This window comes from Polaribacter sp. Hel1_33_96 (assembly GCF_002846595.1).
Taxonomy (GTDB): domain Bacteria; phylum Bacteroidota; class Bacteroidia; order Flavobacteriales; family Flavobacteriaceae; genus Polaribacter.
In genome coordinates, this window is the sequence record NZ_PJMV01000001.1 from 1,394,792 (window position 1) to 1,419,257 (window position 24,466).

Sequence of the window (24,466 nt, forward strand, 5' to 3'; positions counted from 1 at the left end):
CTTACTTTTCAACCATCAAAACTATTCAATGAAAGTCTGTATTGCTGAAAAACCAAGTGTTGCAAGAGAAATTGCCTCTATTCTAGGAGCCAACACAAAACGCGATGGTTTCTTCGAAGGAAATGGCTATGCAGTAACCTATACGTTTGGGCATTTATGTACACTTTTAGAACCTAAAGATTACAAACCACATTGGAAAAGTTGGGATTTAAACAATTTACCAATGCTCCCAGAACGTTTTGACACTAAAGTGACAAGCAATGATGGAATTAAAAAACAGTTCAATATTGTAAAATCTCTATTCGATAAAGCCGCTGTTGTTATCAATTGTGGGGATGCAGGAACAGAAGGAGAACTCATTCAAAGATGGGTCATTAATCAATGTAATTATAAAGGAAAAGTACAACGATTATGGATTTCTTCTCTTACTGAGGAAGCTATTAAAGAAGGATTTAAGAATTTAAAACCTTCAGAAAACTATGATAATCTCTATTATGCAGGATTTTCCAGAGCAATTGGAGATTGGTTATTAGGTTTAAACGCAACACGTTTATATACGGTAAAATATGGTGGATACAAACAAGTTTTGTCCGTTGGAAGAGTACAAACTCCTACCCTAGCAATGTTGGTAAATCGTTTTGTAGAGATTCAGAATTTTAAACCACAACCTTATTGGGAGTTACAAACTACATATAGAAATACACTTTTTAATTATGAAGATGGACGTTTTTTAAAACAAGAAGACGGACAAATTTTAGCTAATAAAGTTAAAGAATCTGATTTTGAAATTGTTTCTGTTAACAAAAAGAAAGGAAAAGAATATGCTCCTAAACTTTTTGACTTAACAGGTTTACAGGTTTATTGTAATAATAAATTTGGTTTTTCTGCGGATGAAACCTTAAAAATGGTGCAAAAGTTATACGAAATGAAAGTAGTTACGTATCCAAGAGTAGATACTACTTTTTTACCTAATGATGTATATCCAAAAGTACATGGAATTTTATCGAAACTGACTAATTATAGTTCATTAACACAACCACTTTTAGGTAAGAAAATAAAAAAAACCAAACGTATTTTTGATGATAAAAAAGTAACTGATCACCATGCAATTATACCTACAGGAATACAAACGAATTTGCAATATAATCAGCAGCAAGTGTATGATATTATTACCAAACGTTTTATTGCTGTTTTTTATCCAGATTCTGATGTATCTAATACTTCGGTGCTCGGAAAAGCTGCAGAAGTTCCATTTAAAACTACTGGAAAAGAAATTATTAATAAAGGTTGGAGAGTAGTTTTTGAAACTGAAGAGAGTAAAATTAAAAAAGAATTAAATGAGCAAATGACTTTGCCTTCTTTTGTAAAAGGTGAAAAAGGACCTCATGAACCTTCGTTTTTAGAAAAAGAAACAAAACCACCAAGAAACTTTACAGAAGCCAGTTTATTAAGAGCTATGGAAACTGCTGGAAAGCAAGTGGATGATGATGAAATGCGTGAGTTAATGAAAGAAAACGGTATTGGAAGACCCTCTACCAGAGCAAGTATTATTGAGACTTTATTCCGTAGAAAATATATTGAGCGTAAGAAAAAGTTAGTTTTACCAACTCAAACAGGAATCGATTTAATTAATATTATTGACAACGAATTATTAAAATCTGCGGAATTAACTGGACGCTGGGAGAAACGTTTAAAAGAAATTGAAAGAGGTGAATTTAACGCAGGAACATTCATCAATAATATGAAAAAAATGGTGGATGAATTAGTTTATGAAGTTCGTTCGAATACCATTAAAAAAAGAATTTCTTCCGCTAGTTCTGATACAGAACTCAGTCCCATAAAGAAAAAATCAGTAAAAAAAGGAACTACATCAAAAAAACAAATTGTAGGAAAAACCTGTCCAAAATGTAAAAAAGGAAATATAATAAAAGGTTCTTCTGCTTATGGATGTTCTGAATACAAGAATAGTTGTGATTTAAAGATTCCATTTGAAATTTTCGGAAAGAAAGTTTCTGAAAATCAACTCATAAGATTGATTGACAAAAAATGTACAACCAATTTAAAAGGTTTTAAAAGAAATTCAGAAGCTGTTGAAGGCTTAATTAGATTTGATGAGAATTTTAGATTGAAATTAGAACGAAAACATAATATTATTAAGGTTGAAACGAATAAATCTATTTATTCAAACACGCAGCAATCAGAAAAAATTTCATGTCCAAAATGTAATAACGGAAAAATTTTAAAAGGAAAATCTGCGTATGGTTGTTCAGATTATAAAAAGGGTTGCAATTTTGTTTTTACGTTTGAAAACATCAAAAGAATTGCCAATGGAAGAACATTGTCAAAAGAATTGGTATTAGATATAATTTCTAAATAAATTATTTTATCATTGTTTTCAGATATAACTGCTCTACTTTTTCTCTTGCCCAAGGAGTTGTTCTTAAAAACTTTAGACTCGATTTATAAGTAGGGTTATTTTTAAAAGCATTAATATTTAAAATATCTCCTAATTCTTTCCAACCATATTCTAGAAACAATTGTTCTAACATGGTTGCTAACTTTATTCCGTGTAAAGGATTATTGGGTTGTTCTTTGCTCATTTATTTTCTCGAATTCGCTATTTCTACTATTTCATCAGAACTAAATATAGATTGATGTGATTTGCTATCAGCAAGTTTCTGCATACAAGTTGCAATTTTTTCAGGAGAAATCATTTTATACTTTTTTAAACTCCCTAAAAACAAAGGATTTAATAAACTCATTATTCCTTTGCCAATTCTTTCTCCTACTCTTACTTCATCACGATTACCTCCAATTAAAGAAGGTCTTAAAATGAAAGTATTTTTGATGTTTTGTCCTAAAACATCACGTTCCATTTCGCCCTTTGTTCTATTATAAAAAACAGAACTTGATGCATTTGCTCCCATTGAGGAGATTACTACAAATGTTTTTATATCCTTTTTTTTTGCCATTTTTGCTGCGCTTAGAGGAATTCCATAATCAATAGTTTTGTATGATTCTTTATCTTTTGTTTTAGCAGCTGTTGTTCCGATACAACAAAATAACACATCTGCTGCAAAGTTTTCTTCAAACTTATTTAATTGAAATAAGTCTATAATATATTCCTCGATTTTATCTGACTGAATATCTATAGGGTTTCTAGAGAAAATTTTAATTTTTGTATACGTTTTATCTGCAATTAGGTTTTTTAAAAGTATACCTCCCGTTAGACCAGTTGCTCCTAAAATTATAGCTGTTTTACTCATTATTCATCTAAATTTGGTAATACAAATTCATCTAAAATAGATTTTTTTGCGATCATCTCTTCTATTTCTTTGGTTGTTCTCGGTGCTTCACTAGATAAATTTACTGGTCCATTTTTAGTTACTAAAATATCATCTTCAATTCTAATTCCTATTCCCCAATATTTTTTATCACAATTACTTCCATTCGGAATATAAATTCCAGGTTCCATAGTTACCACCATATTCTCTTCAAAATCTCCATAATTTCCTGGATCATGAACATCCAAACCGATATGATGTGAAGTTCCGTGCGGAAAATAAGGGTGCTTTTCATCCGCAGATTTTATGATTCCTAGTTTAAATAAACCGTTATTTATTATTTTTATTGCTGCTTGATTTGGAGCTTGCATACTTGTACCGATTGTGTATAAAGCAATACCTGCTTCTTGCGCTTCATAAACTAAGTCGTAAATCTGTTTTTGTGCTTTTGTAAATTTCCCATTAGCCGGAATTGTACGAGTAACGTCTGCTGTAAAACCTCTATACTCAGCACCTAAATCCATTAATACCAAGTCATTACCAACTTTGGTTCTGTTGTTTTCTATATAATGCAAAATACAACCATTATTACCTGCACCAACAATTGAAGGATACCCCTCATACTCTGCTCCGTATTTTTTATACACAAACTCATGAATTCCTTGTAACTCAGTTTCAGACATATGAGGCTTCATTGCTTTCATTACCTCTATTTGACCAATGGCAGAAATTCTTACTGCCTTGGTTAATAATATTAATTCTTCAGCTGTTTTTACTTCGCGCATTGTGGCTAAGTTTGATGATAAAAATTTTATATCAATATTTGTTTTTGACTCTAAAGCAAAAGTAATTTTTTGTTTAATTTCTTTTTTTAATGCATCTGTTTTAGCAATTTTATATTCTTTAATTAATTGGTCTTCTTTAATTTCAGCATAACGATCTTCCACTTGATTTATAAATTGAATTACATTCGCACTACTTTTTATTGGGGTTTCTGCAATATTATTATACACATATTCTTTTACTCCAGATAAATATATTTTTGGATCATAACCTGCTTTAATTTTAAACTCTTTTACCAAATCAAAAATATCTGCAGTATCGCTTAAATTTCTATAATCATCGTTAAATTTTTCAATAAAAACTTTATCAAACTTTTTAAAATCGATTGTTGTCTTCATAAAATCTTCAGCATTCATTGCCTTTTTAAAACCAAGTTCCATTTTGGCTCCTTCAATTCCTAACCTTTTTCCGTTCCATTGTTCTGCTCTTTTATCTCTTTTTTGAACGTATAAAATCTCATTATAAAAACTTCCATTTTCATCCATTTGATTTTCGGAAAAAAGTATTAAAACAGCATTTGGTTCTCTGTACCCTGTTAAATAATAAAAATTTGGATCTTGATGAAAAACATAATCCACATCATTAGCTCTATTTCTAATTGGATTTGCAAATAAAACTGTTACTGAGTTTAAAGGCATTTTAGAACGTAAAACTTCACGTCTATCTTTATGGAAATCTTTTGATAAAAAATCTTTTGGCAACTGCGAAAATCCGTTTAAAGAAAATGCTAAAACCAGGACAATTTGAAGTTTAAAAAAATTCATAAAAAACAATGTATAAGTTGCAGAATCAAATGTAACATTATTTATTTTTGATTTAAAAATATTAACAGAATATTAGTGATTGTTTATTGCGGATTTTTAAATAATTTAGCACGAAATTTAAGAATTCTTTAAACGACAACTAAATTTGGTCTTTTTTTAAATTTTTTCTTTAATTAAAATTTCTAAATATTATATAATGAAAAATATAGCATTACATACAATTCATAAAAGTCTAGGAGCAAAAATGGTCCCTTTTGCAGGTTATAATATGCCCGTGCAATATGAAGGAGTAACCGCAGAACATCATACAGTTAGAGATTCTGTGGGTGTTTTTGATGTCAGCCATATGGGTGAATTTTTAGTTAGCGGAAAAAATGCGCTAGCTTTACTGCAGAAAGTTACTTCTAATGATGTTTCTAAACTAGAAATTGGCGATGCTCAATACAGTTGTTTCCCAAATGAAGATAATGGAATTGTAGATGATTTAATTTGTTATAAAATTAAGGAGAATCAATATTTATTAGTTGTAAATGCCTCTAATATCCAAAAAGATTGGAATTGGATTTCTTCATATAATGATGAGTTTGGAGCAGAATTAAAAGATTTGTCTGAAGATTATTCTTTATTAGCAATTCAAGGACCAAAAGCAGTTGAAGCAATGCAATCTTTATCTTCTTTAGATTTAGCTGATATTCATTTTTATAAATTTAAAATAGGAGATTTTGCAGGAGTTGAGAACGTAATTATTTCTGCTACTGGTTATACTGGTTCAGGAGGATTTGAAATTTATTGTAAAAACAATGAAGCAACTCAAATTTGGAACAAAGTTTTTGAAGCTGGGGCAGAATTTGGAATTAAGCCAATTGGTTTGGCTGCAAGAGATACATTGCGCTTAGAAATGGGATATTGCTTGTATGGAAATGATATTGATGATACAACTTCGCCAATTGAAGCTGGTTTAGGTTGGATCACAAAATTTACCAAAGAATTTGTAAACCATGAGGCATTAGCAAAACAAAAAGAGTTAAAACCTGAAAAACGTTTGGTTGCTTTTGAGCTGGATGAAAGAGGTATACCAAGACATGGTTATGATATTGTTGACGGAAATGGAAATGTAATCGGAAACGTTACATCCGGAACTATGAGCCCATGTTTAGGAAAAGGTATTGGATTAGGATATGTGCCTAGAATATTATCCAAAGCTGGAACACAAATTCAGATACAAGTGCGTAAAAAAGCAATACCCGCAACTGTGGTGAAATTACCTTTCTATAAAGAATAAATTTTAAAAAATATTTTCTCAAGAATTCTTTTTCAAAAAAATCGGAAAATTACATATCGAGGAACTTAAAAGAAAGGTTATTAAATGTAAAAACCCCAATGAAATTCATTGGGGTTTTTTATTTATTTATTTTAAAAATCTAGACGTTAAAACGAAAATGCATTACATCCCCATCTTTAACAATGTATTCCTTACCTTCTACTCTCATTTTTCCAGCTTCTTTTACTTTTGATTCAGAACCGAAAGTAATGTAATCTTTGTAAGCAATAGTTTCTGCTCTAATAAAACCTTTTTCAAAATCTGTATGAATTACGCCTGCAGCCTGCGGCGCTGTGGAGCCAATAGGTATTGTCCAAGCTCTTACTTCTTTAACCCCTGCTGTAAAGTAAGTCTGTAAGTTTAATAATTTATACGCAGAACGAACTAACCTAGCAACACCAGCTTCTTCTAAACCAATATCTGCTAAAAACATTTGTCGTTCTTCGTAATCGTCTAACTCTGCAATATCTGCTTCTGTTCCCACTGCTAAAACAATTACTTCAGCATTTTCATCTTTTACAGCTTCTCTTACTCTTTCTACATATTCATTTCCTGAAACTGCTGAATCTTCATCCACATTACAAACATACAATACTGGTTTTGCAGTAATAAATTGTAAAGATTGAACGAACTCCATTTCTTTTTCCGAAAAATCTAATGCCCTCACTGAAATTCCTTTTAATAAAGTTTCTTCAATTTTTAGAAGTACTATTAATTCAGCTTGTGCCTCTTTGTTGCCGGTTTTTGCAGTTCTTTTAACTCGCTCTAAACGTTTTTCAACAGTTTCTAGATCTTTTAACTGTAACTCAATATCAATGGTTTCTTTATCTCTAACTGGGTCTATAGATTCATCTACATGAATAATATTGTCATTATCAAAACAACGAACTACATGTAAAATAGCATCCGTTTCTCTAATATTTGCCAAAAACTGATTTCCTAAACCTTCACCTTTACTCGCTCCTTTTACCAAACCAGCAATATCTACAATCTCTACAGTTGCAGGCATCACACGTTCTGGATTCACCAATTCTTCTAATTTTTCAATTCTTTTATCTGGTACATTTACAACTCCAAGATTTGGTTCAATAGTACAAAACGGAAAGTTAGCACTTTGCGCTTTTGCGTTTGATAAACAATTAAATAAGGTTGATTTCCCTACGTTTGGTAATCCTACAATTCCGGCTTTCATTTCTATAAATTTTGCGATTGCAAATATAGTAGAACTTTCATGAAAATTGAATTAAATCAATAAAGAAAGCGTATAACCATCAATTTTATTTATTTTTAGAAAATATTTTAGTATCAAAAGTTTTAAATGAACAAAATTACAGATCAATTTATTTGGAAAGCCCTAAAGGAAGGAGATCTTAGAGCATTTTCAACACTTTTTGAAATCTATTATCCGCAACTATACAGTTATGGTTTAAAAATATCTAAAAATATTTCCATAACAGAGGATTCTTTACAAGATTTTTTCTTGTATATCTACGACCATAGAGAAAATCTGAGTGATTTAGACAAAATTGCACCATATCTCTTTACTGCTTATAAACGTTTTTTAATTAATGTGATAAAAAAAGAGAAAAAAATAACCAAAACAGACTTTTCTCAAGAAGATGTATTAGATATTCAGTTTAATGCAGAAGAACTCATTACAAATAAAGAAACGGGTAATTTTAGAACAAAAAACATTCCTACTCTTTTAAATAAATTACCAAAAAGACAAAAAGAAGCCATTTATTTAAAATATTATAGTGGTTTAAAAGCTACAGAAATAGCTGAAATTATGGATATAAATTACCAAAGTGTGGTAAATATATTACATAAAGCTATTAAAAATTTAAAAGAAGAAGTTTCGATACTAAATTTATTCAAATAAAATTTATGGAAAATATAGAGTATATAAAAGTTAAAATACTCTTATTATATTAGATTGAAAGATTAAGAAGAATGATTAAGAAAAAGTATTCTACAATTTATGATTTTTTAGATGATATCTCATTTACAAATTGGGTGCATCAAAATAATGGCACTGATATTGGTTATTGGGATTTTTGGATTGAAAATAATCCCGACAAAAAAGAATTGGTAGAAAACGCTAAAGCCCTAGTTTTAGGTGTTTCCTTTGATCAAAAATTTGTCAGTAAAGAAAAAATAACTTTAGAATGGCAAAAGTTAGAATCTAAAATTCAAGCAAAAAAACTTGTTCATAAAAGAGGATTAAAATATTTAAAACCATTTAGCATAGCAGCTTCTATTGTTTTATTGATTTCTTTTGGAGTTTACTTTTTAAATTTTAATAATAAAATTATCCATAAAACAAATTATGGAGAGATCTTAAATTTAAAGCTACAAGATGGTAGCACTGTTACTCTAAACTCAAATTCCAGTCTGTCTTATTATAAAACTGATAGTAGAAAAGTTTGGTTAACAGGTGAGGCTTTTTTTCAAGTTGAAAAAAAAATAGCTTCAAATGCAAAATTTTGGGTGGTAACAAAAGATTTGTCTGTTGAGGTTTTTGGAACTTCTTTCAATGTAAGCACAAAAAAGAAAAAAACAGATGTTTTTTTAGAGGAAGGGAAAATTTGGTTAAAATTAAATAATGGAGTGAATAAAAAAATGATTCCAGGAAATTATATTTCTTATTCATCAGAAAGAAATGAAGTATTAGAAGATAAAAATATTTTTAATCCTGTTATAAAAACTTCTTGGAAAGATGGTTCGTTACTCTTTGAAAACCTATCTTTGGAAAAAGCGATGGAAAAAATAGAAGAAACTTATGGTTATTCTGCAGTTTTTAAAGATGATATCAGTAAAAACACTTTAATAACAGGTGCAGTTCCTATTACAAATATCGACATTTGTATAAAGGCTATTGAAAAGTCAGTTAATGTACTTATAATTAAAAAAGAAAATAATTTAATTATAAGCAAAAAATAGGTGTAATTTTAAATTATTGAATGGTTCAAAAATTAGTAATAAAACTTATATTAATTGTTTTTGTAACTTTTTATTTTCAAAACACAACTGCTCAAGAGTTTAAAAACAATACAATTCCTTTAACAACATTACTAGATAAAATGAGTAATGATTACAAAGTATTCTTTACTTATAGTGCTAATCTTCTTAAAAATAAATTTATTCAAGAAAAAGGATTTAAAGACCTAAGTTTAAAAGAATCTATTTTTTTATTACAAAAAATTACACCCTTTCTTTTTGATGATTTAGGAAATAGTTATTATGTAATTTATCCTAAAAAAGAAAACGATAAAAAGAAATTTCTCGCGAAAAATAAAAATATTTTGTCTAGAGATATTTTTATTGATAGTACTTTTAAGAGCAATAAGATAATTGTTCGAGGAATCGTTTTAAGTTCAGACAATACTCCACTTGGTGGAGCAACTTTGCAAGAAAAAGAATCTTTAGAGGGGACCACGACAAATAGAGATGGAACTTTTGAATTTGAAACTCAAAAAGAAAACAACATTACAATAAGTTTTTTAGGACATAATTCTAAAACTATTAGCCTAAAACCAAATATATTTCAGTCAATTACTTTATTATCTGGACAAGAATTAGAAGAAGTACAAATAGTCGGTTCTAGAAATAAGAATAGGGTGGCTAATGACACACCGGTTGCCATTGATTTTATAGATATACAAGAAACTTCAAGCAAAAGTATACAGGTAGAAGTAAATCAATTTTTACAATATGTAATACCTTCGTTTAATGCCACAAAACAATCTGGTGCTGACGGTGCAGACCATATAGATCCTGCAACTATACGAGGTTTGGGCCCAGACCAAACTTTAGTATTAATTAATGGTAAAAGAAGACACCAAGCATCTTTAATCAATTTATACGGAACTCGAGGAAGAGGGAATTCTGGAACCGATTTAAATGCAATTCCCATCTCTGCGATAAAAAGAATAGAATTATTACGCGATGGTGCATCAGCCCAATATGGCTCTGACGCCATTGCAGGCGTTCTAAATATTGTTTTAAAAGATTCGGATAACGAATTAAACGTCACTTCGACTTTAGGTTTTCATAACGCAAATAGTAATACTGTCTTCCCGAATAGTGCTGATGGATTTACCTATAAATTAGGTTTAAACTATGGAACAAAGATAAATAAGGGAGGTTTTATAAATTTTACTGTTGAAGCCTTGTCCGCGGATAATACAATAAGACCAGGAACTGCAGCAAGAGAAAAATTTGGACAAGCAGCAGTAAAAAATGTCAGTATTTTTTTAAACTCTGAAATTCCTATTTATGAGAACACCAAGCTGTACTTTAATGGAGGTTTTAATTATAAAAACACGGAAGCCTTTGCTTTTACTCGAAAATCTGATAGCGAAAGGAATGTTCTTAATATTTACCCAAATGGATTTAATCCACTGATTACTTCGAATATTTTAGATAATTCATTCTCCATTGGAATGCTTACAAATTTCAAAGAATGGAATGTTGATGTTAATAATACTTTTGGAAGAAATAACTTTCACTACTTCATTAAAAACACATTGAATGCTACGCTTGAAGATAATTCTCCAACAGAATTTGATGCTGGTGGTCATCAATTAATACAAAATACCACAAGTATTGATTTTTCAAAATACTTTACAGCGACCTCTTATGGGTTTAATATCGCTCTAGGACTGGAATATCGATTAGACAAATACAAAATATTTTCTGGTGAAGAAGCCTCATATGGTTCCTACGATATTAATGGAGATTTAGTCAACTCAAAAACTCCGGTTTCAGATTATAAAAATTATAATGGAGCAATAAGACCGGGTGGGTCTCAGGGATTTCCTGGATATTCCCCAGAAAATGAGGTAGATCGAAATAGATCAAATCTTAGTATTTATATTGATACAGAAATAGATTTTTCAGAGAAATTCATGATCGGTTCCGCTTTACGTTACGAATATTATAGTGATTTTGGAAGTACATTAAATTACAAACTTGCATCTAGGTATAAAATTAACAGAAAATTTAATCTAAGAAGTTCTTTTAGTACAGGTTTTAGAGCCCCGTCTTTAGCTCAAAGTTATTACAATTTAACATTCACAAATTTTATTGGAAATACTCCTTCAGAATCATTTTTAATAGCAAATAATAGCCCTATTGCTCGGAGATTTAATATTGACAAATTAAGAGAAGAAAAGGCTAGAAATTTTAGTTTCGGTTTTACTGCAAAATTAAGTTCAAATTTTAATGCAACCTTAGACGCCTACTCTGTTTTTATTAAAGATAGAATTATTTTAAGTGGTAATTTTAATGCATCAAATTTAGGCCTAGGATTAGATAATGTTCAATTTTTTGCTAATGGAGTAGATACGAAAACAACTGGTATTGATTTGGTTTTAAACTGGAACAAAAGTATTGGTAATAAAACTTTTTCTATTGATTTTTCTGGAAACATAAATTATATGAGTATTTCAGATATCAAAAATAAAATATTAGACCAAGAAACTTTTTTCGGAAAAAGAGATCAACAATTTTTATTAGCATCAGCACCAAAAAGCAAATTTAATCTTGGTTTAAACTATCAATATAAAAAAATTAAAACTTCGTTAAATTTTACCAGATTTAGTAAAATTACTTTAATTGATTGGCAACTTAGCCAAGATATATCTAATTTTAATAATTCTGAGTTAGAACGATTAGAAGCAGCAACAGACATTTATCGACCAAAAATAACAACAGATTTGCATTTAAGTTATCAAATAAATACTCTAATTAATCTACAATTTGGTGCCAATAATTTGTTCAATATTTACCCTACAATACAAAATAGTTATACTGACAGTGGAGGATTATGGGATGCTACACAAATGGGAACAAACGGTTCATTTTACTATACAAAGTTGAATTTAAAACTGTAAATCTTGCGCTAATAATTATTTTTATATTTTTCTTAAAAAAAATCATTTTTTTTAGAGTATATTTTTTCTTTTTCTTTCTTATACAAACAGAGAGCTTTTTATTTAAACAATATATCAGCTCAATAAACACATTTATTAACTAATAATTTATTTATGAAACAAAAGTATTTATTAAAATTTTGTACGATTGCTTTTATGTTTATGCTTCCTTTAGGATTAATGGCTCAAACTATAAAAGGTAAAGTAACAGATTCATCTGGCGAAGGTTTGCCATATATGAATGTTGTTGAAAAAGGAAACACTTCTAATGGAGTTATTTCTGACGATAATGGAGAGTTCTCTATTAATGTAAAGAGTTTACCTACAACTTTAGTAGTTTCTTCTATGGGTTTTGAGACTAAAAATGTTAAAGTAATTCAGCCTTCTTATTTAACAATTGTTGTTAATGAAGATAATGCTTTAGATGAGGTTGTTGTAACAGGTTCTAGAACACCAGCAAGATCTAATACTAAAAGTCCATTACCAATTGATGTTGTATCTGCTAAAGATTTAATTTCAACAGGACAGACTTCTTTTGACAAGGCTTTACAATACAAGATTCCATCATTTAATACAGTTCAAACACCAGTAAATGATGCGACTTCTTTATTAGATCCATATGAAATTAGAAATATGGGACCAAGTAGAACATTAATCTTAATTAATGGGAAACGTAAGAACTTAAGTGCTTTATTATACACTCAAACTTCACCAGGACGTGGAGAAACAGGTGCTGATATTTCAGGTATACCTACAGACGCAATTAAATCTATTGAGATTTTAAGAGATGGAGCTTCTGCTCAGTATGGTTCTGATGCCATTGCTGGAGTTATGAATATTATCTTAAAAGACAGCCCTAATGGTGGTTCTGCTAATTTAAGAACTGGTATGACTTCTGAAGGAGATGGTGAAATGTTTGGTGTTTCTGTTAACAATGGCTCTACTATTGGAAACGGCGATGGCTTTGTTAATTATACAGTAGACTTTTCTAAAACAAGCTTAGCTAACAGACCTGGTAAAGTAAATGCAAGAGGAGAAGCTGCTGACTTTGGAGCTAGTTTAGGATTTGTTGAAGAGTTTTTATCGAGAAAACCAGATGCTGGAAATATCAATGGATCTCCAGAAACTGCTGCTGCTAAATTTTTATTGAATGGTGCTTATAACTTAAGTGAAGAATCTAAAGTGTATTTCAATGCTGCTTTTATCAATAAAAAAGTAAATTCTTTTGCAAACTACAGAACTCCATATTGGAGAACAGTAGATAGCTTTCCTTATTTAGCTGATTTTTTCCCTGGCGATCACCCAACAAATGCTGGAGGGTATGATGGGTATGTTCCTACATTTGAAGGAGACTTGAATGATTACAATGCTACAGTAGGATTTAAATCTGTAATTAATGATTGGAATGTAGATGCAAGTTTTACTACTGGTGGAAATGCTCAAACATATAAAGTAAATCAATCTCACAACAGAAACTTTGTATACGTTCCAACATACAATGAAACAACTGGAGAATTTGATGCGACTTCTATTTACAGAGAAAATTCAAAACAGTCTTTTGATCCAGGTGGAACTCGTTTTTCTCATAACGTAGGAAATATTGATGTTTCTAAAATTTTATCAGATAATTTAAGTTTTGCATTTGGTTCAGAGTTTAGATACGAAACTTTTGAGGTTATAGAAGGTGAATTAGGTTCTTATGATGGTGGTGGTGCAGATTCATTTTCTGGAAATAGCCCAGAGAACTCAGGAGTTTTTACACGTTATAACTTTGGTGGATATGCTTCTTTAAATTGGAACCCTTCAGAAAATTTAACTTTAGATGGTACAATTAGAAGTGAAAACTATTCTGACTTTGGAAATACATTTGTTTGGAAATTAAGTTCTGCTTATACTATAAATGACAAGTATACCTTAAGAGGATCTTTATCAACAGGATTTAGAGCTCCAACGTTGCACCAAATTTACACACAAAAAGCACAGTATAGCTTTGTTCCGGGACAAGGAATTCAAGTTGGTGGTTTAGTAAATAATGTTTCTTCTCAAGCAGGTTTATTAGGTATTCCTAAATTAAAAGAAGAAACTTCTACTAACTTTACATTTGGTCTTGGAGGAAAAGTAAATAGAAATTTAAGCTTTACTGTAGATTATTATAGTATCAACGTTGAGGATAGAATTGTTTTAAGTACTGAAATCGGTGCTACTCCTGCAGGAAATACGCCTTTGGATCAAGTATTATCTGCTAATAACCTATCTGATGTAAGTTTCTTTGTAAACGCCTTAGATACTAAAACTTCAGGATTAGATGTAGTTTTAAGCTATGGTAACTTAGACGTTGGTGAAGGAAAATTAGGCTTTAACTTATCTGGAAACTATACAATTCAAAATGAGAGAGATGGGGATGTTAAAAATCCAACATTAGTTTCTAATGCTGGCCAATCTGTAGTTAATGCAACTCAAGAAGCTTTATTCTTTACCTCTAGACCAAAAACAAAGTGGATTTTAGGATCGACTTACGATATTGGTAAATGGGGATGGTCTTTAAACAATACTTACTTTGGAAAAACTACTTTCAAACAACAAGGTATGAGTACTGATTTAAGAACAGAATTTACTCCAAAAATTGTTACAGATTTAGGAATTAACTATAATGCAACTGATAAATTAACCATTGCTTTAAATGTTAATAACTTATTGAATGTATTACCTGAATGGTCGTTTAAAGCAGAAAATGCTGCAGGACAAGCTTTAATTGATAATACTACACTTAACGGTGCTGGTGTTACTCCAATACAAGAGCAATCTAACTTAATTACTTTTAACCAACGTTATTCTCAAATGACATATGATGGTTACCACTTTAGTCAATTAGGTACGATGTTTAATTTATCATTAAACTACCAATTCTAATACTTAAAACAATTTATACCAGTTTTATTATTTGAATGAATAAAACACCCAACTGTTATCAGTTGGGTGTTTTTTATTGAAATTAATTTATAATATATTCTTCAAATAAAAATATTCAAAAATAGCTTAAAAAAAAATCCTGAAAATATTCAGAATTTTTTTTTAAGCTATTTAGTCAAGAAATTACTTCTGATGCATGAATCGTTGCTTCTCCAGCAATTCTTCTTCAGTCTCCACATTTTCGTCATCTGGCACACAACAATCTACAGGACAAACTGCAGCACATTGAGGCTCTTCATGAAAACCTTTACATTCTGTGCACTTATCTGCCACGATGTAATAAATTTCATCTGAGATTGGTTCCTGATCTTCATCCGCATTCACAGAATTACCATTTGGCAAAACTGCATTTCCTTTTAAATCTGTTCCATCTGAATACTTCCAATCATCTGCTCCTTCATAAATTGCCGTGTTAGGACATTCTGGTTCACAAGCTCCACAATTTATACATTCATCTGTTATTATAATTGCCATAATTTTCTCTTCTGTTTTTGTACCTTTGCAATTGCAAAAATAAAGCCAAAATTACAGACAACCAAAATAAATGATTAGTATTCAAAACAGAATTACTGCACTTGTAAAACTAGGAGACTTTTTAGGTCAGTTTTCTATCGAAAAAATAGAAAAAAGAGATAATATTGAACATAATGAACTCTTCTTTGAAGGCTTTTTACACCAGATTAAAATAGCTCAAGAAAGCAATTCTTGGTTTACAAAAAATAACATTTTATTCGCTTTAAATAGTATAAGTAAGTCACTAACTTACAACAGCTTAGATTTATTTGTAAAAAGTGTTAATTTAAACATTATTTCATCTAAAAAAGTAGCGGTTATCATGGCTGGAAATATTCCGTTAGTGGGCTTTCATGATTTTTTATCAGTCTTAATTTCAGGTCATTCTGTCTTGGTAAAGCAATCATCTAATGACAAACATTTATTACCCTTTTTAGCAAAATATTTAGAGCATATTGAAGAGAACTTTAAAGGGAAAATTACTTTTACAGAAGAAAAGTTAACTGATTTTGATGCAGTAATCGCTACAGGAAGTGATAATACAGCTCGTTATTTTGAATTTTATTTTAAGAATAAACCAAATATTATCAGAAAAAGCAGAAATTCGGTGGCAATTATCACTGGTAAAGAAACGGAGCAAGATTTTATAAAATTATCTGATGATGTTTTTCAATATTTTGGTTTAGGCTGCAGAAGCGTTTCAAAATTATATGTACCAAAAGACTACAATTTCGATATGTTCTTTGCGGGAATGTATTCAAAGAAGGATATGATTCATAATGCGAAATATGCTAATAATTATGATTATAATAAAGCAGTATATCTGATGAGTCTTTATGATTTGCTAGAAAACGGTTTTCTCATGATTAAAGAAGATAAAAGCTACTCCTCTCCTATTGCAACCATTTTCTATGAATATTACGAGAATGAAATAGATTTAAAAATAAAATTACATCAAGACAGGGAAAAAATTCAATGTATTGTTGCTAAAGACTTTATTGAAAATGAAGTTGGTTTTGGACAAACACAATCTCCAAAGTTAACAGATTATGCAGATGGAGTGAATACTTTAGAATTTTTAACAAAAATATGACAACAGGGTTTTTAATTGTTGTTCAAACCAAATTAAAACAATAGCAAAATGAAAAAACATAATTTTAGCGCAGGCCCTTGTATTTTACCTGATGAAGTCCTTAAAAAAGCATCAGAGGCCATTCTGAATTTTAATGATGATAATTTATCATTAATAGAAATTTCTCACAGAAGTAAATCTTTTGTAGCTGTTATGGAAAAAGCACGTTCTTTAGCCTTAGAATTGTTAGGGCTAGAGAATAAAGGATACAAGGCTTTATTTCTCCATGGCGGTGCTAGTTTAGAGTTTTTAATGGTTGCTTACAATTTATTAAATAAAAAAGCTGCCTATTTAAACACAGGCACCTGGTCTGACAAGGCAATAAAAGAAGCAAAAGCTTTTGGCGAAATGTCAGAAGTTGGATCCTCTAAGGATAAAGGTTATAATTACATCCCAAAAGGATATTCAATTCCTCAAGATGCAGATTATTTTCATTGCACAAGTAATAATACTGTTGCAGGAACTCAAATTAAAGAATTTCCTGAAACCAATGTTAGTTTGGTTTGTGATATGAGTTCAGATATTTTTTCTCGTCAATTAGAGTTTGAGAAATTTGATTTAATCTATGCTGGTGCTCAAAAAAACATGGGTCCTGCTGGAACAACCTTGGTAATCATTAAGGAAGATATTTTAGGCAAAGTTGAAAGATACATTCCTTCTATGCTGAATTATCAAATACATATTGATAAAGACAGTATGTTTAATACGCCATCTGTTTTTTCTGTTTATGTCTCTATGCTTACTTTGGAGTGGTTAAAAGATTTAGGCGGAATTCCATTTATTGAAGAAGTAAACAATAAGAAAGCAGCATTATTATACGATGAAATTGATAGAAATCCATTTTTTAAGGGAATTGTAGCCAAAGAAGATAGAAGTACTATGAATGCTACTTTTATTTTAACGGATGATGGTTTAACTGAAACTTTTAATACAATGTGGAAAGATGCAGGAATTAGTGGAATAAATGGTCATAGAAGTGTCGGTGGTTATAGAGCTAGTATGTATAATGCTTTGCCCCTATATAGTGTGCAAGTATTAGTGGATGTAATGCAGGCTTTCGAAAAAACTCAAAAATAGAATATAAATTGTCATTCCGATTGAAATAAAGGAATCTTAATAATGAGATTTCCACGTTGTTTTAATCCAAGTAGTGACCTACAACATTATAAATGAAAATATTAGCAAATGATGGAATTTCTAAAAGCGGAATTGACGCTTTAGAAAAAGGAGGTTTTGAAGTAATTACTGTTAAAGTAGCTCAGAATCAGTTAGAAAATTATATTAATAAACATAATATTGACGCAATTTTAGTTCGCAGTGCTACACAGGTTAGACAAGAACTAATTGAAGCTTGTCCGAGTTTAAAATTAATTGGACGCGGAGGAGTTGGTCTCGATAATATTGATGTTGATTATGCCGAAGATAATGGCTTACATGTTATAAACACACCTTCAGCATCCTCTAGTTCTGTAGCAGAATTAGTTTTTTCACATCTTTTCGGAATGGTAAGGTTTCTTCATTCATCAAATAGAGAAATGCCTTTAGAAGGAGATTCTCGTTTTAAAGAATTAAAGAAAGCCTACTCTCAAGGCACAGAATTAAGAGGTAAAACAATTGGTATTATTGGTTTTGGCCGAATAGGACAAGAAGTTGCTAAAATTGCTATTGGGCTAGGTATGAATATTTTAGCCATAGATGAACAAATAAAAAGTGCAGCAATTACTTTGGAGTTTTTTAACGGACAAAAAACTACTTTTACAATCGATACTGTCCAAAAAGAAGTATTGTTAAAAGATTCAGATTTTATCACTTTACATGTTCCCTCCCAGGATGATTATATCATTTCAAAAAATGAATTTGAACAAATGAAAGATGGTGTAGGCATTATAAATACAGCAAGAGGAGGTCTTTTGCATGAAGTTGATTTAGTATCTGCCATCTCGAGTGGAAAAATACAATTTGCAGGTTTAGATGTCTTCGAAACAGAACCAACTCCTGCGGTTCAATTGTTAATGAATCCTGAAATTTCTTTAACACCCCATATTGGTGCTGCCACAAAAGAAGCACAAGACAGAATCGGTTTAGAGTTAGCAAAACAGATAATAGAACTTTTAGGTTCATGAATATAATAAAAGCAAATTTACTTCGAATACAAAAATCCGTTCCTAAAAATGTAACGCTAGTTGCGGTTTCTAAAACGAAACCGATATCTGACTTACAGGAAGCATATGATGCCGGTCAACGTATTTTTGGCGAGAATAAAATTCAGGAAATGGCTGAAAAATTTGATGCTTTACCGAAAGATATTCAATGGCATATGATTGGTCATTTGCAAAGTAATAAGGTAAAATACATGGCTCATTTCGTTGATTTAATTCATGGAGTTGATAAATTAAAAACCTTAAAAGAGATTAATAAACAAGCAAAAAAGCATAATAGAATTATCAATTGTTTATTGCAAGCTAAAATAGCTAAAGAAGATACTAAATTTGGTCTCTCTTTTGATGAGATTGAAGCTGTTATAGGTTCAGAAGAAATCTCTGACCTAGAAAACATAAAGATTGTTGGTTTTATGGGTATGGCAACATTTACAGATAATCAAGAGCAATTAAAAAAAGAGTTTTTATCCCTTAAATCATTTTTTGATACTCAAAAATTGAGAGCTCTAGCGAGTAACTGTGAACTAAAAATATTATCAATGGGGATGAGTGGGGACTATCCATTAGCCATTGAAAATGGTAGTACCATGATTAGAGTTGGTAGTTCTATATTTGGCAATCGTAATTATTATTAGTAATTTTATATTAAAGAAAAGAATTTGTACGCAATTTTAGATATAGAAACTACAGGAGGTAAATTTAATGAGGAGGGTATTACCGAAATTGCTATCTATAAATTTGATGGTCATGATATTGTAGATCAATTTATATCTTTAGTGAACCCTGAAAAACCCATACAAGAATTTGTTGTACAACTTACAGGTATTAACAATAAGATGCTCAAGAATGCACCCAAATTCTTTGAAGCTGCCAAACGAATTATAGAAATTACATCAGATTGTATTCTAGTTGCGCACAATACCACTTTTGATTATCGAATTCTAAGTACCGAATTTAATAGGTTAGGTTATGATTTTAATAGAAATACTTTATGTACAGTAGAATTAAGTCAGAAATTAATTTTAAATCAACCATCGTATAGCTTAGGAAAACTTACAAAATCATTGGGAATTCCTATGACTGATAGACATAGAGCTTCAGGTGATGCTTTGGCTACTGTTCAATTATTTAAATTACTTTTAGAAAAAGATGTTAATAAAGCAATTATACAAAATTCAATAAAATATTTTGATAGAAGACTTCAGAAACAAAAATTAAAAACTTTAATAGAGGAAACTCCTACTATTCAAGGGCTCTTTTATATTCATGATATCAATGGAAAAGTTATTTATTTAGGAAGAGGTAAAAACATTAAGGCGGAAGTAAACAAACTTTTTTTAAAAGTAACGACTCGAGCTGTTAAAATCCAAGAAAGGGTGGAAACTATTTCCTTTGACAAAACAGGTAATGATCTTTTTACAAATTTAAAATACGAAATAGAATTAGAAGTTTTATCTCCAAAATTTAATTTTAAAAAGAAACATAAGAAAATAAACAAAGATTTTAATAATGAAGATTTTATAATTGTTGAAAAGGGAAGAGAAGTTGAAGAACATGCCATAATTTTAGTAGAAAGAAATGAAGTTTTGGGATATGGCTATACAAACTTAAAGTTTCAAGAAAATAGATTAGATATATTAAAATCTATATTAACACCTATTGCAAACAAAATAAAGGCTAAAAATATTATAAAAAATTATATTAATAAAAATAAGGTACAGAAAATTATTAGGTTGTGAATGGTAATAATAATTTTAGTTTTTCCTTGTAATTTTTTTACACGTTTATAAAATTTCAAGAAGATTTTGGATGAAAATTAAAGTTTAAATACCATTGTGTAGTTTTTAACCAGAGTCAATTCAATATTAATCAAATTTTCTATATTTAATTTACCTCGTAAAGAATAAAATAATAAGCTCTAAGTTCAATAATAAAAAATCAAAGAAATTCTTATTACTAAAATCAAAAGCTTTCAGTTGAAGATCTCTTACTTCTTAAGAAAGGAAAATTTATAGTAATAAAAATATTTGTAGTATTGTAAGAATAAATAAAAATGAAAGTTGGAAAAATCTAGTAAAAATTTAAATTGGAAAGAAAAACTTCATGAAATCATTTATGAAGCAGATACTAAGGAAGGTAAACTTTTTGATGTTGTTTTACTTTTTGCTATTATCGCCAGTATAGTTCTGGTCATGTTGGAAAGTATAGAAAGTTTTGATGAAAAATATCATTATTTTTTAAACGTTTCTGAATGGATAATCACTATCCTTTTTTCAATTGAATATATTTTAAGAGTTGTTTCTATTAAAAAACCATTAAAATATATTTTTAGCTTTTACGGAATTATAGATTTACTCTCAACAATTCCCAAATACCTGTCATTTATTTTAGTAGGTTCTCATAGTCTAGTCGCTTTAAGAGCATTGCGTTTATTAAGGGTTTTTAGGATTTTAAAATTAGCAAGATACGTAGGAGCTTCTAATAAATTGCTGGTCGCTTTAAGAGCCAGTAGAGCCAAGATTGCTGTTTTTCTTTTTTTTGTAGTCATCGTTTGTATTATTTTAGGAACCATAATGTATATGGTAGAAGGAGAAGAAAATGGATTTACAAACATCCCAAAAAGTATATATTGGGCCATTGTAACATTAACTACAGTTGGTTTCGGAGATATTGCTCCTCAAACTCCTTTAGGCCAATTAATTGCGAGTGTTATTATGATTTTAGGATACTCTATTATTGCAATCCCAACAGGTATCGTAAGTTCAGAAATGACTAAAAATCACACTGAATTAGATTCTAATACGCAATCGTGTAAAAGTTGTGCCACAGAAAATCATAAAGATAAAGCAGCATATTGCTATCATTGTGGAAGTGAATTAAATGCATGAAACACATAGAAAGAAATACTTTAATTACTATTGTTGGTCCTACTGCAATTGGAAAAACTGCTTTGAGTATAAAACTCGCAAAGCACTTTAACGCTGATATAATTTCTTGTGACTCTAGACAATTCTACAAAGAAATGACCATTGGCACTGCTGTTCCTGAAACTGCTGAATTAGCAGCGGCACATCATCATTTTATTCAAAATAGAAGTATTTTTGAAGAGTATAATGTCGGTTCTTTCGAAAGAGATGCACTTCAAAAGTTAGATGATTTGTTTGAAGTAAATCCCGTTCAAATTATGGTCGGTGGTAGCGGATTATATGTAGATGCTGTTTTAAAAGGGTTGGATTATTTCCCAGAAGTTGATGTAAAAATTAGAGAAGAATTAACCACCCAATTGCAAGAAAAAGGAATTGAACACCTCCAAGAAAAATTAAAAGAATTAGACATAGAAACCTACAATAACATTGCTATCGATAATCCTCATAGAATTATGAGGGCTTTAGAAATTTGTATTGGTAGTAATACGCCCTATTCTTCTTTTAAAAACAAACCAAAATGTCCTAGAAACTTTAATTCAATTAAAATTGGCTTAAATGCAGAGAGAGAAATCATTTACAACAGAATAAACCTAAGAGTGGACAATATGATAGCAAATGGTTTGTTAGAAGAAGCAAAAAAATTACACTCAAATAAAAAATTAAACGCTTTACAAACTGTAGGTTACAGAGAATTATTTTCTTTTTTTGATGGTGATTTTACAAAAGATTTTGCAATCTCTGAAATCAAAAAGAATACAAGGCGTTTTGCAAAAAGACAACTCACATGGTTTCGAAAAGATCAAGAAATTTTATGGTTTGATTATCAAAAAAACAGCCACGAAATAATTAAGAACATTTCTGATAAAATTAACGCTATTTAGCACTTCTAAGTTTTTGTAATTCGGCTACTTTTATATCTTTGCTTAACTAAACCTATATCATGAAATCAAAAATCACAGTTCTTTTTATCGCTTTACTAAGCACCATTTCTATTGCACAAACAAAAGTTGGTACAATTGATAGCGATTATATTATGAGTTTAATGCCAGAAGCCAAAGTGGTTTTCGAAAGATCCCAAGCCTATGGAGCAAAATTAGATTCTTCCTTTTCTCTTAAAACACAGGATTTTCAGGCTAAAGTTCAGAATTTTAAAAATAAAGAAGAAGAAATGGGGGAATTAATGAAAAAAACAATAATTAAAGAAATTTCTGCCCTAGAAGAAGATATCAAAAAATATCAAAGCAATGGTAATAAATTAATGCAATTAAAAAAAAATGAGTTAATGCGTCCATTGTATAAAATATTAAATAATGCAATAAATACGGTTGCTAAAGAGAATGGTTATACACAGATATTAACAACTAAAGGAAATCAGTTTGCTTATATCGATGAAAAATTTAACGTAACAAAATTAGTAATTGCAGAATTAGGTATTCAAGAACAGGAAATCAAAAAGTAATTTATTTTAAATTCTAAATTTAAAACCTCACTTTTTGTGAGGTTTTTTACTTAAAGAACGTGACTCATTTTCGAATCGTTTTACAAGATACCAGGTTAACTTTTATAATTGAAACAAAAGAATGCAAACTACTAAACTTACCACAAAAAGTATTTTACCTCTAACCTGTTCTCGTTCCGGAAGCTGTTGTTTTGGTAAAGCTGTTATGTTAAATCCCTGGGAATTATACAGATTCAGTAAAGAGAAAGAAATTAGTCCAAAAGAATTTCGTGATTTGTACACTAACTTTGGCGGTATTCAATTACGTTTTGACGGAAAAACAGATAAAAAAGGACAACAGGCATGCAGTCAATATATAGATGGATTTGGATGCAGCGTTCATCAAGGTCGTCCATTAGCCTGCAGATTATATCCTTTAGGCCGTCAAATACAATTTGATAAGTCGCACTATATTTATGAAGGTAAAACTTTTCCTTGTTTAACTGATTGTTCAGAAGTTTTAAAATTACCAAAACTTAGTGTAGGTGAATATCTTAAAGACCAACAAGCAGATTCATTTGAAAAAGCACAAGACGAATATTTAATCATAATGCAAAACATTGCTGATATTGCTTTTGAATTATTATTAGATTCTGGTTTAGCCGCTTCTGGAGATACAAATACACTTGCAGCATGGAGAAAATTAGGTGACGAAGATTCTGAAATGTTAGCAAAAAGAATTGGGGAAGAATGGTTAAATATTTTGATGTTACCTCAAATTAAAGATGATATTAAAAACCCTGTAATTTTTGCTCATAAACACAATGAACTATTACTATCAAAAGTAGAAGAAAAATTTGGAGCTCTACAATCATATCAAGAACTTCATGAAGCCTCAGTGATAATAATGAGCGTGGCATTGCATTTATCTAGAGGTATAGGTGCTGATACAAAAGGAATTTCTGAACATTGGATAGAAATTGCAAAAAGCCATGGAGCAAAGGAATAGTTTTAATTATTGTAAAAAAAACACATAATCACCTATTATTAGTAACCTAAGTAAATAAGAATAATATATTTTGAGTTGACTTTACAAAAGCTAAGGAATAAAAATGTCTATAACTTAATAAGTTAATATTTATATTAAATAACAAATGTTCTCAAATAAATCAAAATAAA

The 24,466-nt window shown here is 30.0% G+C and carries 20 protein-coding genes; 15 read left to right on the plus strand and 5 right to left on the minus strand.

The window, feature by feature from the left end; genetic code table 11:
- Positions 1 to 28 precede the first annotated feature (28 nt).
- Positions 29 to 2,377, plus strand: a complete 2,349-nt coding sequence (locus ATE90_RS06215) for a type IA DNA topoisomerase (protein WP_101451064.1) — start codon at positions 29 to 31, stop codon at positions 2,375 to 2,377.
- Position 2,378: 1 nt separating this feature from the next.
- Here the strand turns inward: ATE90_RS06215 and ATE90_RS06220 are convergent, their stop codons facing one another.
- From ATE90_RS06220 to ATE90_RS06230, 3 genes are read right to left on the minus strand one after another with little or no spacing between them, the layout of a single operon-like run.
- Positions 2,379 to 2,600 (minus strand): VF530 family DNA-binding protein, encoded by a 222-nt coding sequence (locus ATE90_RS06220; RefSeq protein ID WP_036786248.1) that lies wholly within the window; start codon positions 2,598 to 2,600, stop codon positions 2,379 to 2,381.
- Positions 2,601 to 3,266: an NAD(P)H-binding protein gene (locus tag ATE90_RS06225; RefSeq protein WP_036786247.1), complete on the minus strand. Its 666-nt coding sequence runs from the start codon at positions 3,264 to 3,266 to the stop codon at positions 2,601 to 2,603.
- Positions 3,266 to 4,891: an aminopeptidase P N-terminal domain-containing protein gene (locus ATE90_RS06230; RefSeq protein WP_101451066.1), complete on the minus strand. Its 1,626-nt coding sequence runs from the start codon at positions 4,889 to 4,891 to the stop codon at positions 3,266 to 3,268. The genes ATE90_RS06225 and ATE90_RS06230 overlap by 1 nt, the downstream gene beginning before the upstream one ends.
- A gap of 196 nt (positions 4,892 to 5,087) precedes the next feature.
- On the opposite strand from ATE90_RS06230, the gene gcvT reads away from it, so the two are divergent.
- Entirely contained in the window at positions 5,088 to 6,173 is a 1,086-nt protein-coding gene (gcvT, locus tag ATE90_RS06235) for a glycine cleavage system aminomethyltransferase GcvT (RefSeq protein ID WP_101451068.1), read from the plus strand.
- Between the two features lie 139 nt (positions 6,174 to 6,312).
- Here gcvT and ychF read toward each other — a convergent pair whose 3' ends face one another.
- The gene (gene ychF / locus ATE90_RS06240; protein ID WP_101451070.1) at positions 6,313 to 7,404 is read right to left on the minus strand and encodes a redox-regulated ATPase YchF; all 1,092 of its coding nucleotides are present in this window, start codon (positions 7,402 to 7,404) and stop codon (positions 6,313 to 6,315) included.
- 126 nt (positions 7,405 to 7,530) lie between these two features.
- Here ychF and ATE90_RS06245 point away from each other — a divergent pair, with 126 nt between their 5' ends.
- From ATE90_RS06245 to ATE90_RS06260, 4 genes are all read left to right on the plus strand, one after another.
- Positions 7,531 to 8,094, plus strand: coding sequence for an RNA polymerase sigma factor (locus ATE90_RS06245; RefSeq protein WP_101451072.1), 564 nt, complete (start codon positions 7,531 to 7,533; stop codon positions 8,092 to 8,094).
- 71 nt (positions 8,095 to 8,165) lie between these two features.
- Positions 8,166 to 9,155: a FecR family protein gene (locus ATE90_RS06250; protein WP_101451074.1), complete on the plus strand. Its 990-nt coding sequence runs from the start codon at positions 8,166 to 8,168 to the stop codon at positions 9,153 to 9,155.
- A gap of 20 nt (positions 9,156 to 9,175) precedes the next feature.
- Positions 9,176 to 12,109 carry a TonB-dependent receptor gene (locus ATE90_RS06255; protein ID WP_101451076.1) on the plus strand — a complete coding sequence of 978 codons (2,934 nt, stop codon included), beginning with the start codon at positions 9,176 to 9,178 and terminating at the stop codon, positions 12,107 to 12,109.
- Between the two features lie 153 nt (positions 12,110 to 12,262).
- Complete coding sequence (locus tag ATE90_RS06260) at positions 12,263 to 15,058, plus strand: TonB-dependent receptor (RefSeq protein WP_101451078.1); 2,796 nt, start codon at positions 12,263 to 12,265, stop codon at positions 15,056 to 15,058.
- Positions 15,059 to 15,241: 183 nt separating this feature from the next.
- Here ATE90_RS06260 and ATE90_RS06265 read toward each other — a convergent pair whose 3' ends face one another.
- The gene (locus ATE90_RS06265) at positions 15,242 to 15,592 is read right to left on the minus strand and encodes a 4Fe-4S dicluster domain-containing protein (RefSeq protein WP_036786232.1); all 351 of its coding nucleotides are present in this window, start codon (positions 15,590 to 15,592) and stop codon (positions 15,242 to 15,244) included.
- 70 nt (positions 15,593 to 15,662) lie between these two features.
- On the opposite strand from ATE90_RS06265, the gene ATE90_RS06270 reads away from it, so the two are divergent.
- From ATE90_RS06270 to ATE90_RS06310, 9 genes are all read left to right on the plus strand, one after another.
- Entirely contained in the window at positions 15,663 to 16,724 is a 1,062-nt protein-coding gene (locus tag ATE90_RS06270; protein WP_036786230.1) for an acyl-CoA reductase, read from the plus strand.
- A gap of 48 nt (positions 16,725 to 16,772) precedes the next feature.
- Positions 16,773 to 17,840 carry a 3-phosphoserine/phosphohydroxythreonine transaminase gene (serC, locus tag ATE90_RS06275; protein WP_036786227.1) on the plus strand — a complete coding sequence of 356 codons (1,068 nt, stop codon included), beginning with the start codon at positions 16,773 to 16,775 and terminating at the stop codon, positions 17,838 to 17,840.
- A 92-nt stretch (positions 17,841 to 17,932) separates the two neighbouring features.
- Entirely contained in the window at positions 17,933 to 18,886 is a 954-nt protein-coding gene (locus ATE90_RS06280; RefSeq protein ID WP_036786225.1) for a D-2-hydroxyacid dehydrogenase, read from the plus strand.
- A complete protein-coding gene (locus ATE90_RS06285; protein ID WP_036786223.1) occupies positions 18,883 to 19,557 on the plus strand; it encodes a YggS family pyridoxal phosphate-dependent enzyme in 675 nt (224 codons plus the stop codon). The genes ATE90_RS06280 and ATE90_RS06285 overlap by 4 nt, the downstream gene beginning before the upstream one ends.
- A gap of 24 nt (positions 19,558 to 19,581) precedes the next feature.
- Positions 19,582 to 20,661 (plus strand): exonuclease domain-containing protein, encoded by a 1,080-nt coding sequence (locus ATE90_RS06290; RefSeq protein ID WP_036786220.1) that lies wholly within the window; start codon positions 19,582 to 19,584, stop codon positions 20,659 to 20,661.
- A 321-nt stretch (positions 20,662 to 20,982) separates the two neighbouring features.
- Complete coding sequence (locus ATE90_RS06295) at positions 20,983 to 21,810, plus strand: ion transporter (protein WP_036786218.1); 828 nt, start codon at positions 20,983 to 20,985, stop codon at positions 21,808 to 21,810.
- On the plus strand, positions 21,807 to 22,730 hold the full coding sequence (miaA, locus tag ATE90_RS06300) for a tRNA (adenosine(37)-N6)-dimethylallyltransferase MiaA (protein WP_036786216.1): 924 nt from the start codon (positions 21,807 to 21,809) through the stop codon (positions 22,728 to 22,730). Before ATE90_RS06295 ends, miaA begins: the two co-directional genes overlap by 4 nt.
- Positions 22,731 to 22,789: 59 nt before the next feature.
- Entirely contained in the window at positions 22,790 to 23,308 is a 519-nt protein-coding gene (locus tag ATE90_RS06305) for an OmpH family outer membrane protein (protein ID WP_101451080.1), read from the plus strand.
- Between the two features lie 121 nt (positions 23,309 to 23,429).
- Positions 23,430 to 24,296 (plus strand): YkgJ family cysteine cluster protein, encoded by an 867-nt coding sequence (locus tag ATE90_RS06310; protein ID WP_036786213.1) that lies wholly within the window; start codon positions 23,430 to 23,432, stop codon positions 24,294 to 24,296.
- Positions 24,297 to 24,466 lie beyond the last annotated feature (170 nt).

Bases quoted from the DNA above. Each gene is read 5' to 3' on its own strand.
- ATE90_RS06215 (WP_101451064.1), top strand. From the start codon at position 29: ATGAAAGTCTGTATTGCTGAAAAACCAAGTGTTGCAAGAGAAATTGCC.
- ATE90_RS06220 (WP_036786248.1), bottom strand. From the start codon at position 2,600: ATGAGCAAAGAACAACCCAATAATCCTTTACACGGAATAAAGTTAGCA.
- ATE90_RS06225 (WP_036786247.1), bottom strand. From the start codon at position 3,266: ATGAGTAAAACAGCTATAATTTTAGGAGCAACTGGTCTAACGGGAGGT.
- ATE90_RS06230 (WP_101451066.1), bottom strand. From the start codon at position 4,891: ATGAATTTTTTTAAACTTCAAATTGTCCTGGTTTTAGCATTTTCTTTA.
- gcvT (WP_101451068.1), top strand. From the start codon at position 5,088: ATGAAAAATATAGCATTACATACAATTCATAAAAGTCTAGGAGCAAAA.
- ychF (WP_101451070.1), bottom strand. From the start codon at position 7,404: ATGAAAGCCGGAATTGTAGGATTACCAAACGTAGGGAAATCAACCTTA.
- ATE90_RS06245 (WP_101451072.1), top strand. From the start codon at position 7,531: ATGAACAAAATTACAGATCAATTTATTTGGAAAGCCCTAAAGGAAGGA.
- ATE90_RS06250 (WP_101451074.1), top strand. From the start codon at position 8,166: ATGATTAAGAAAAAGTATTCTACAATTTATGATTTTTTAGATGATATC.
- ATE90_RS06255 (WP_101451076.1), top strand. From the start codon at position 9,176: ATGGTTCAAAAATTAGTAATAAAACTTATATTAATTGTTTTTGTAACT.
- ATE90_RS06260 (WP_101451078.1), top strand. From the start codon at position 12,263: ATGAAACAAAAGTATTTATTAAAATTTTGTACGATTGCTTTTATGTTT.
- ATE90_RS06265 (WP_036786232.1), bottom strand. From the start codon at position 15,592: ATGGCAATTATAATAACAGATGAATGTATAAATTGTGGAGCTTGTGAA.
- ATE90_RS06270 (WP_036786230.1), top strand. From the start codon at position 15,663: ATGATTAGTATTCAAAACAGAATTACTGCACTTGTAAAACTAGGAGAC.
- serC (WP_036786227.1), top strand. From the start codon at position 16,773: ATGAAAAAACATAATTTTAGCGCAGGCCCTTGTATTTTACCTGATGAA.
- ATE90_RS06280 (WP_036786225.1), top strand. From the start codon at position 17,933: ATGAAAATATTAGCAAATGATGGAATTTCTAAAAGCGGAATTGACGCT.
- ATE90_RS06285 (WP_036786223.1), top strand. From the start codon at position 18,883: ATGAATATAATAAAAGCAAATTTACTTCGAATACAAAAATCCGTTCCT.
- miaA (WP_036786216.1), top strand. From the start codon at position 21,807: ATGAAACACATAGAAAGAAATACTTTAATTACTATTGTTGGTCCTACT.
- ATE90_RS06305 (WP_101451080.1), top strand. From the start codon at position 22,790: ATGAAATCAAAAATCACAGTTCTTTTTATCGCTTTACTAAGCACCATT.
- ATE90_RS06310 (WP_036786213.1), top strand. From the start codon at position 23,430: ATGCAAACTACTAAACTTACCACAAAAAGTATTTTACCTCTAACCTGT.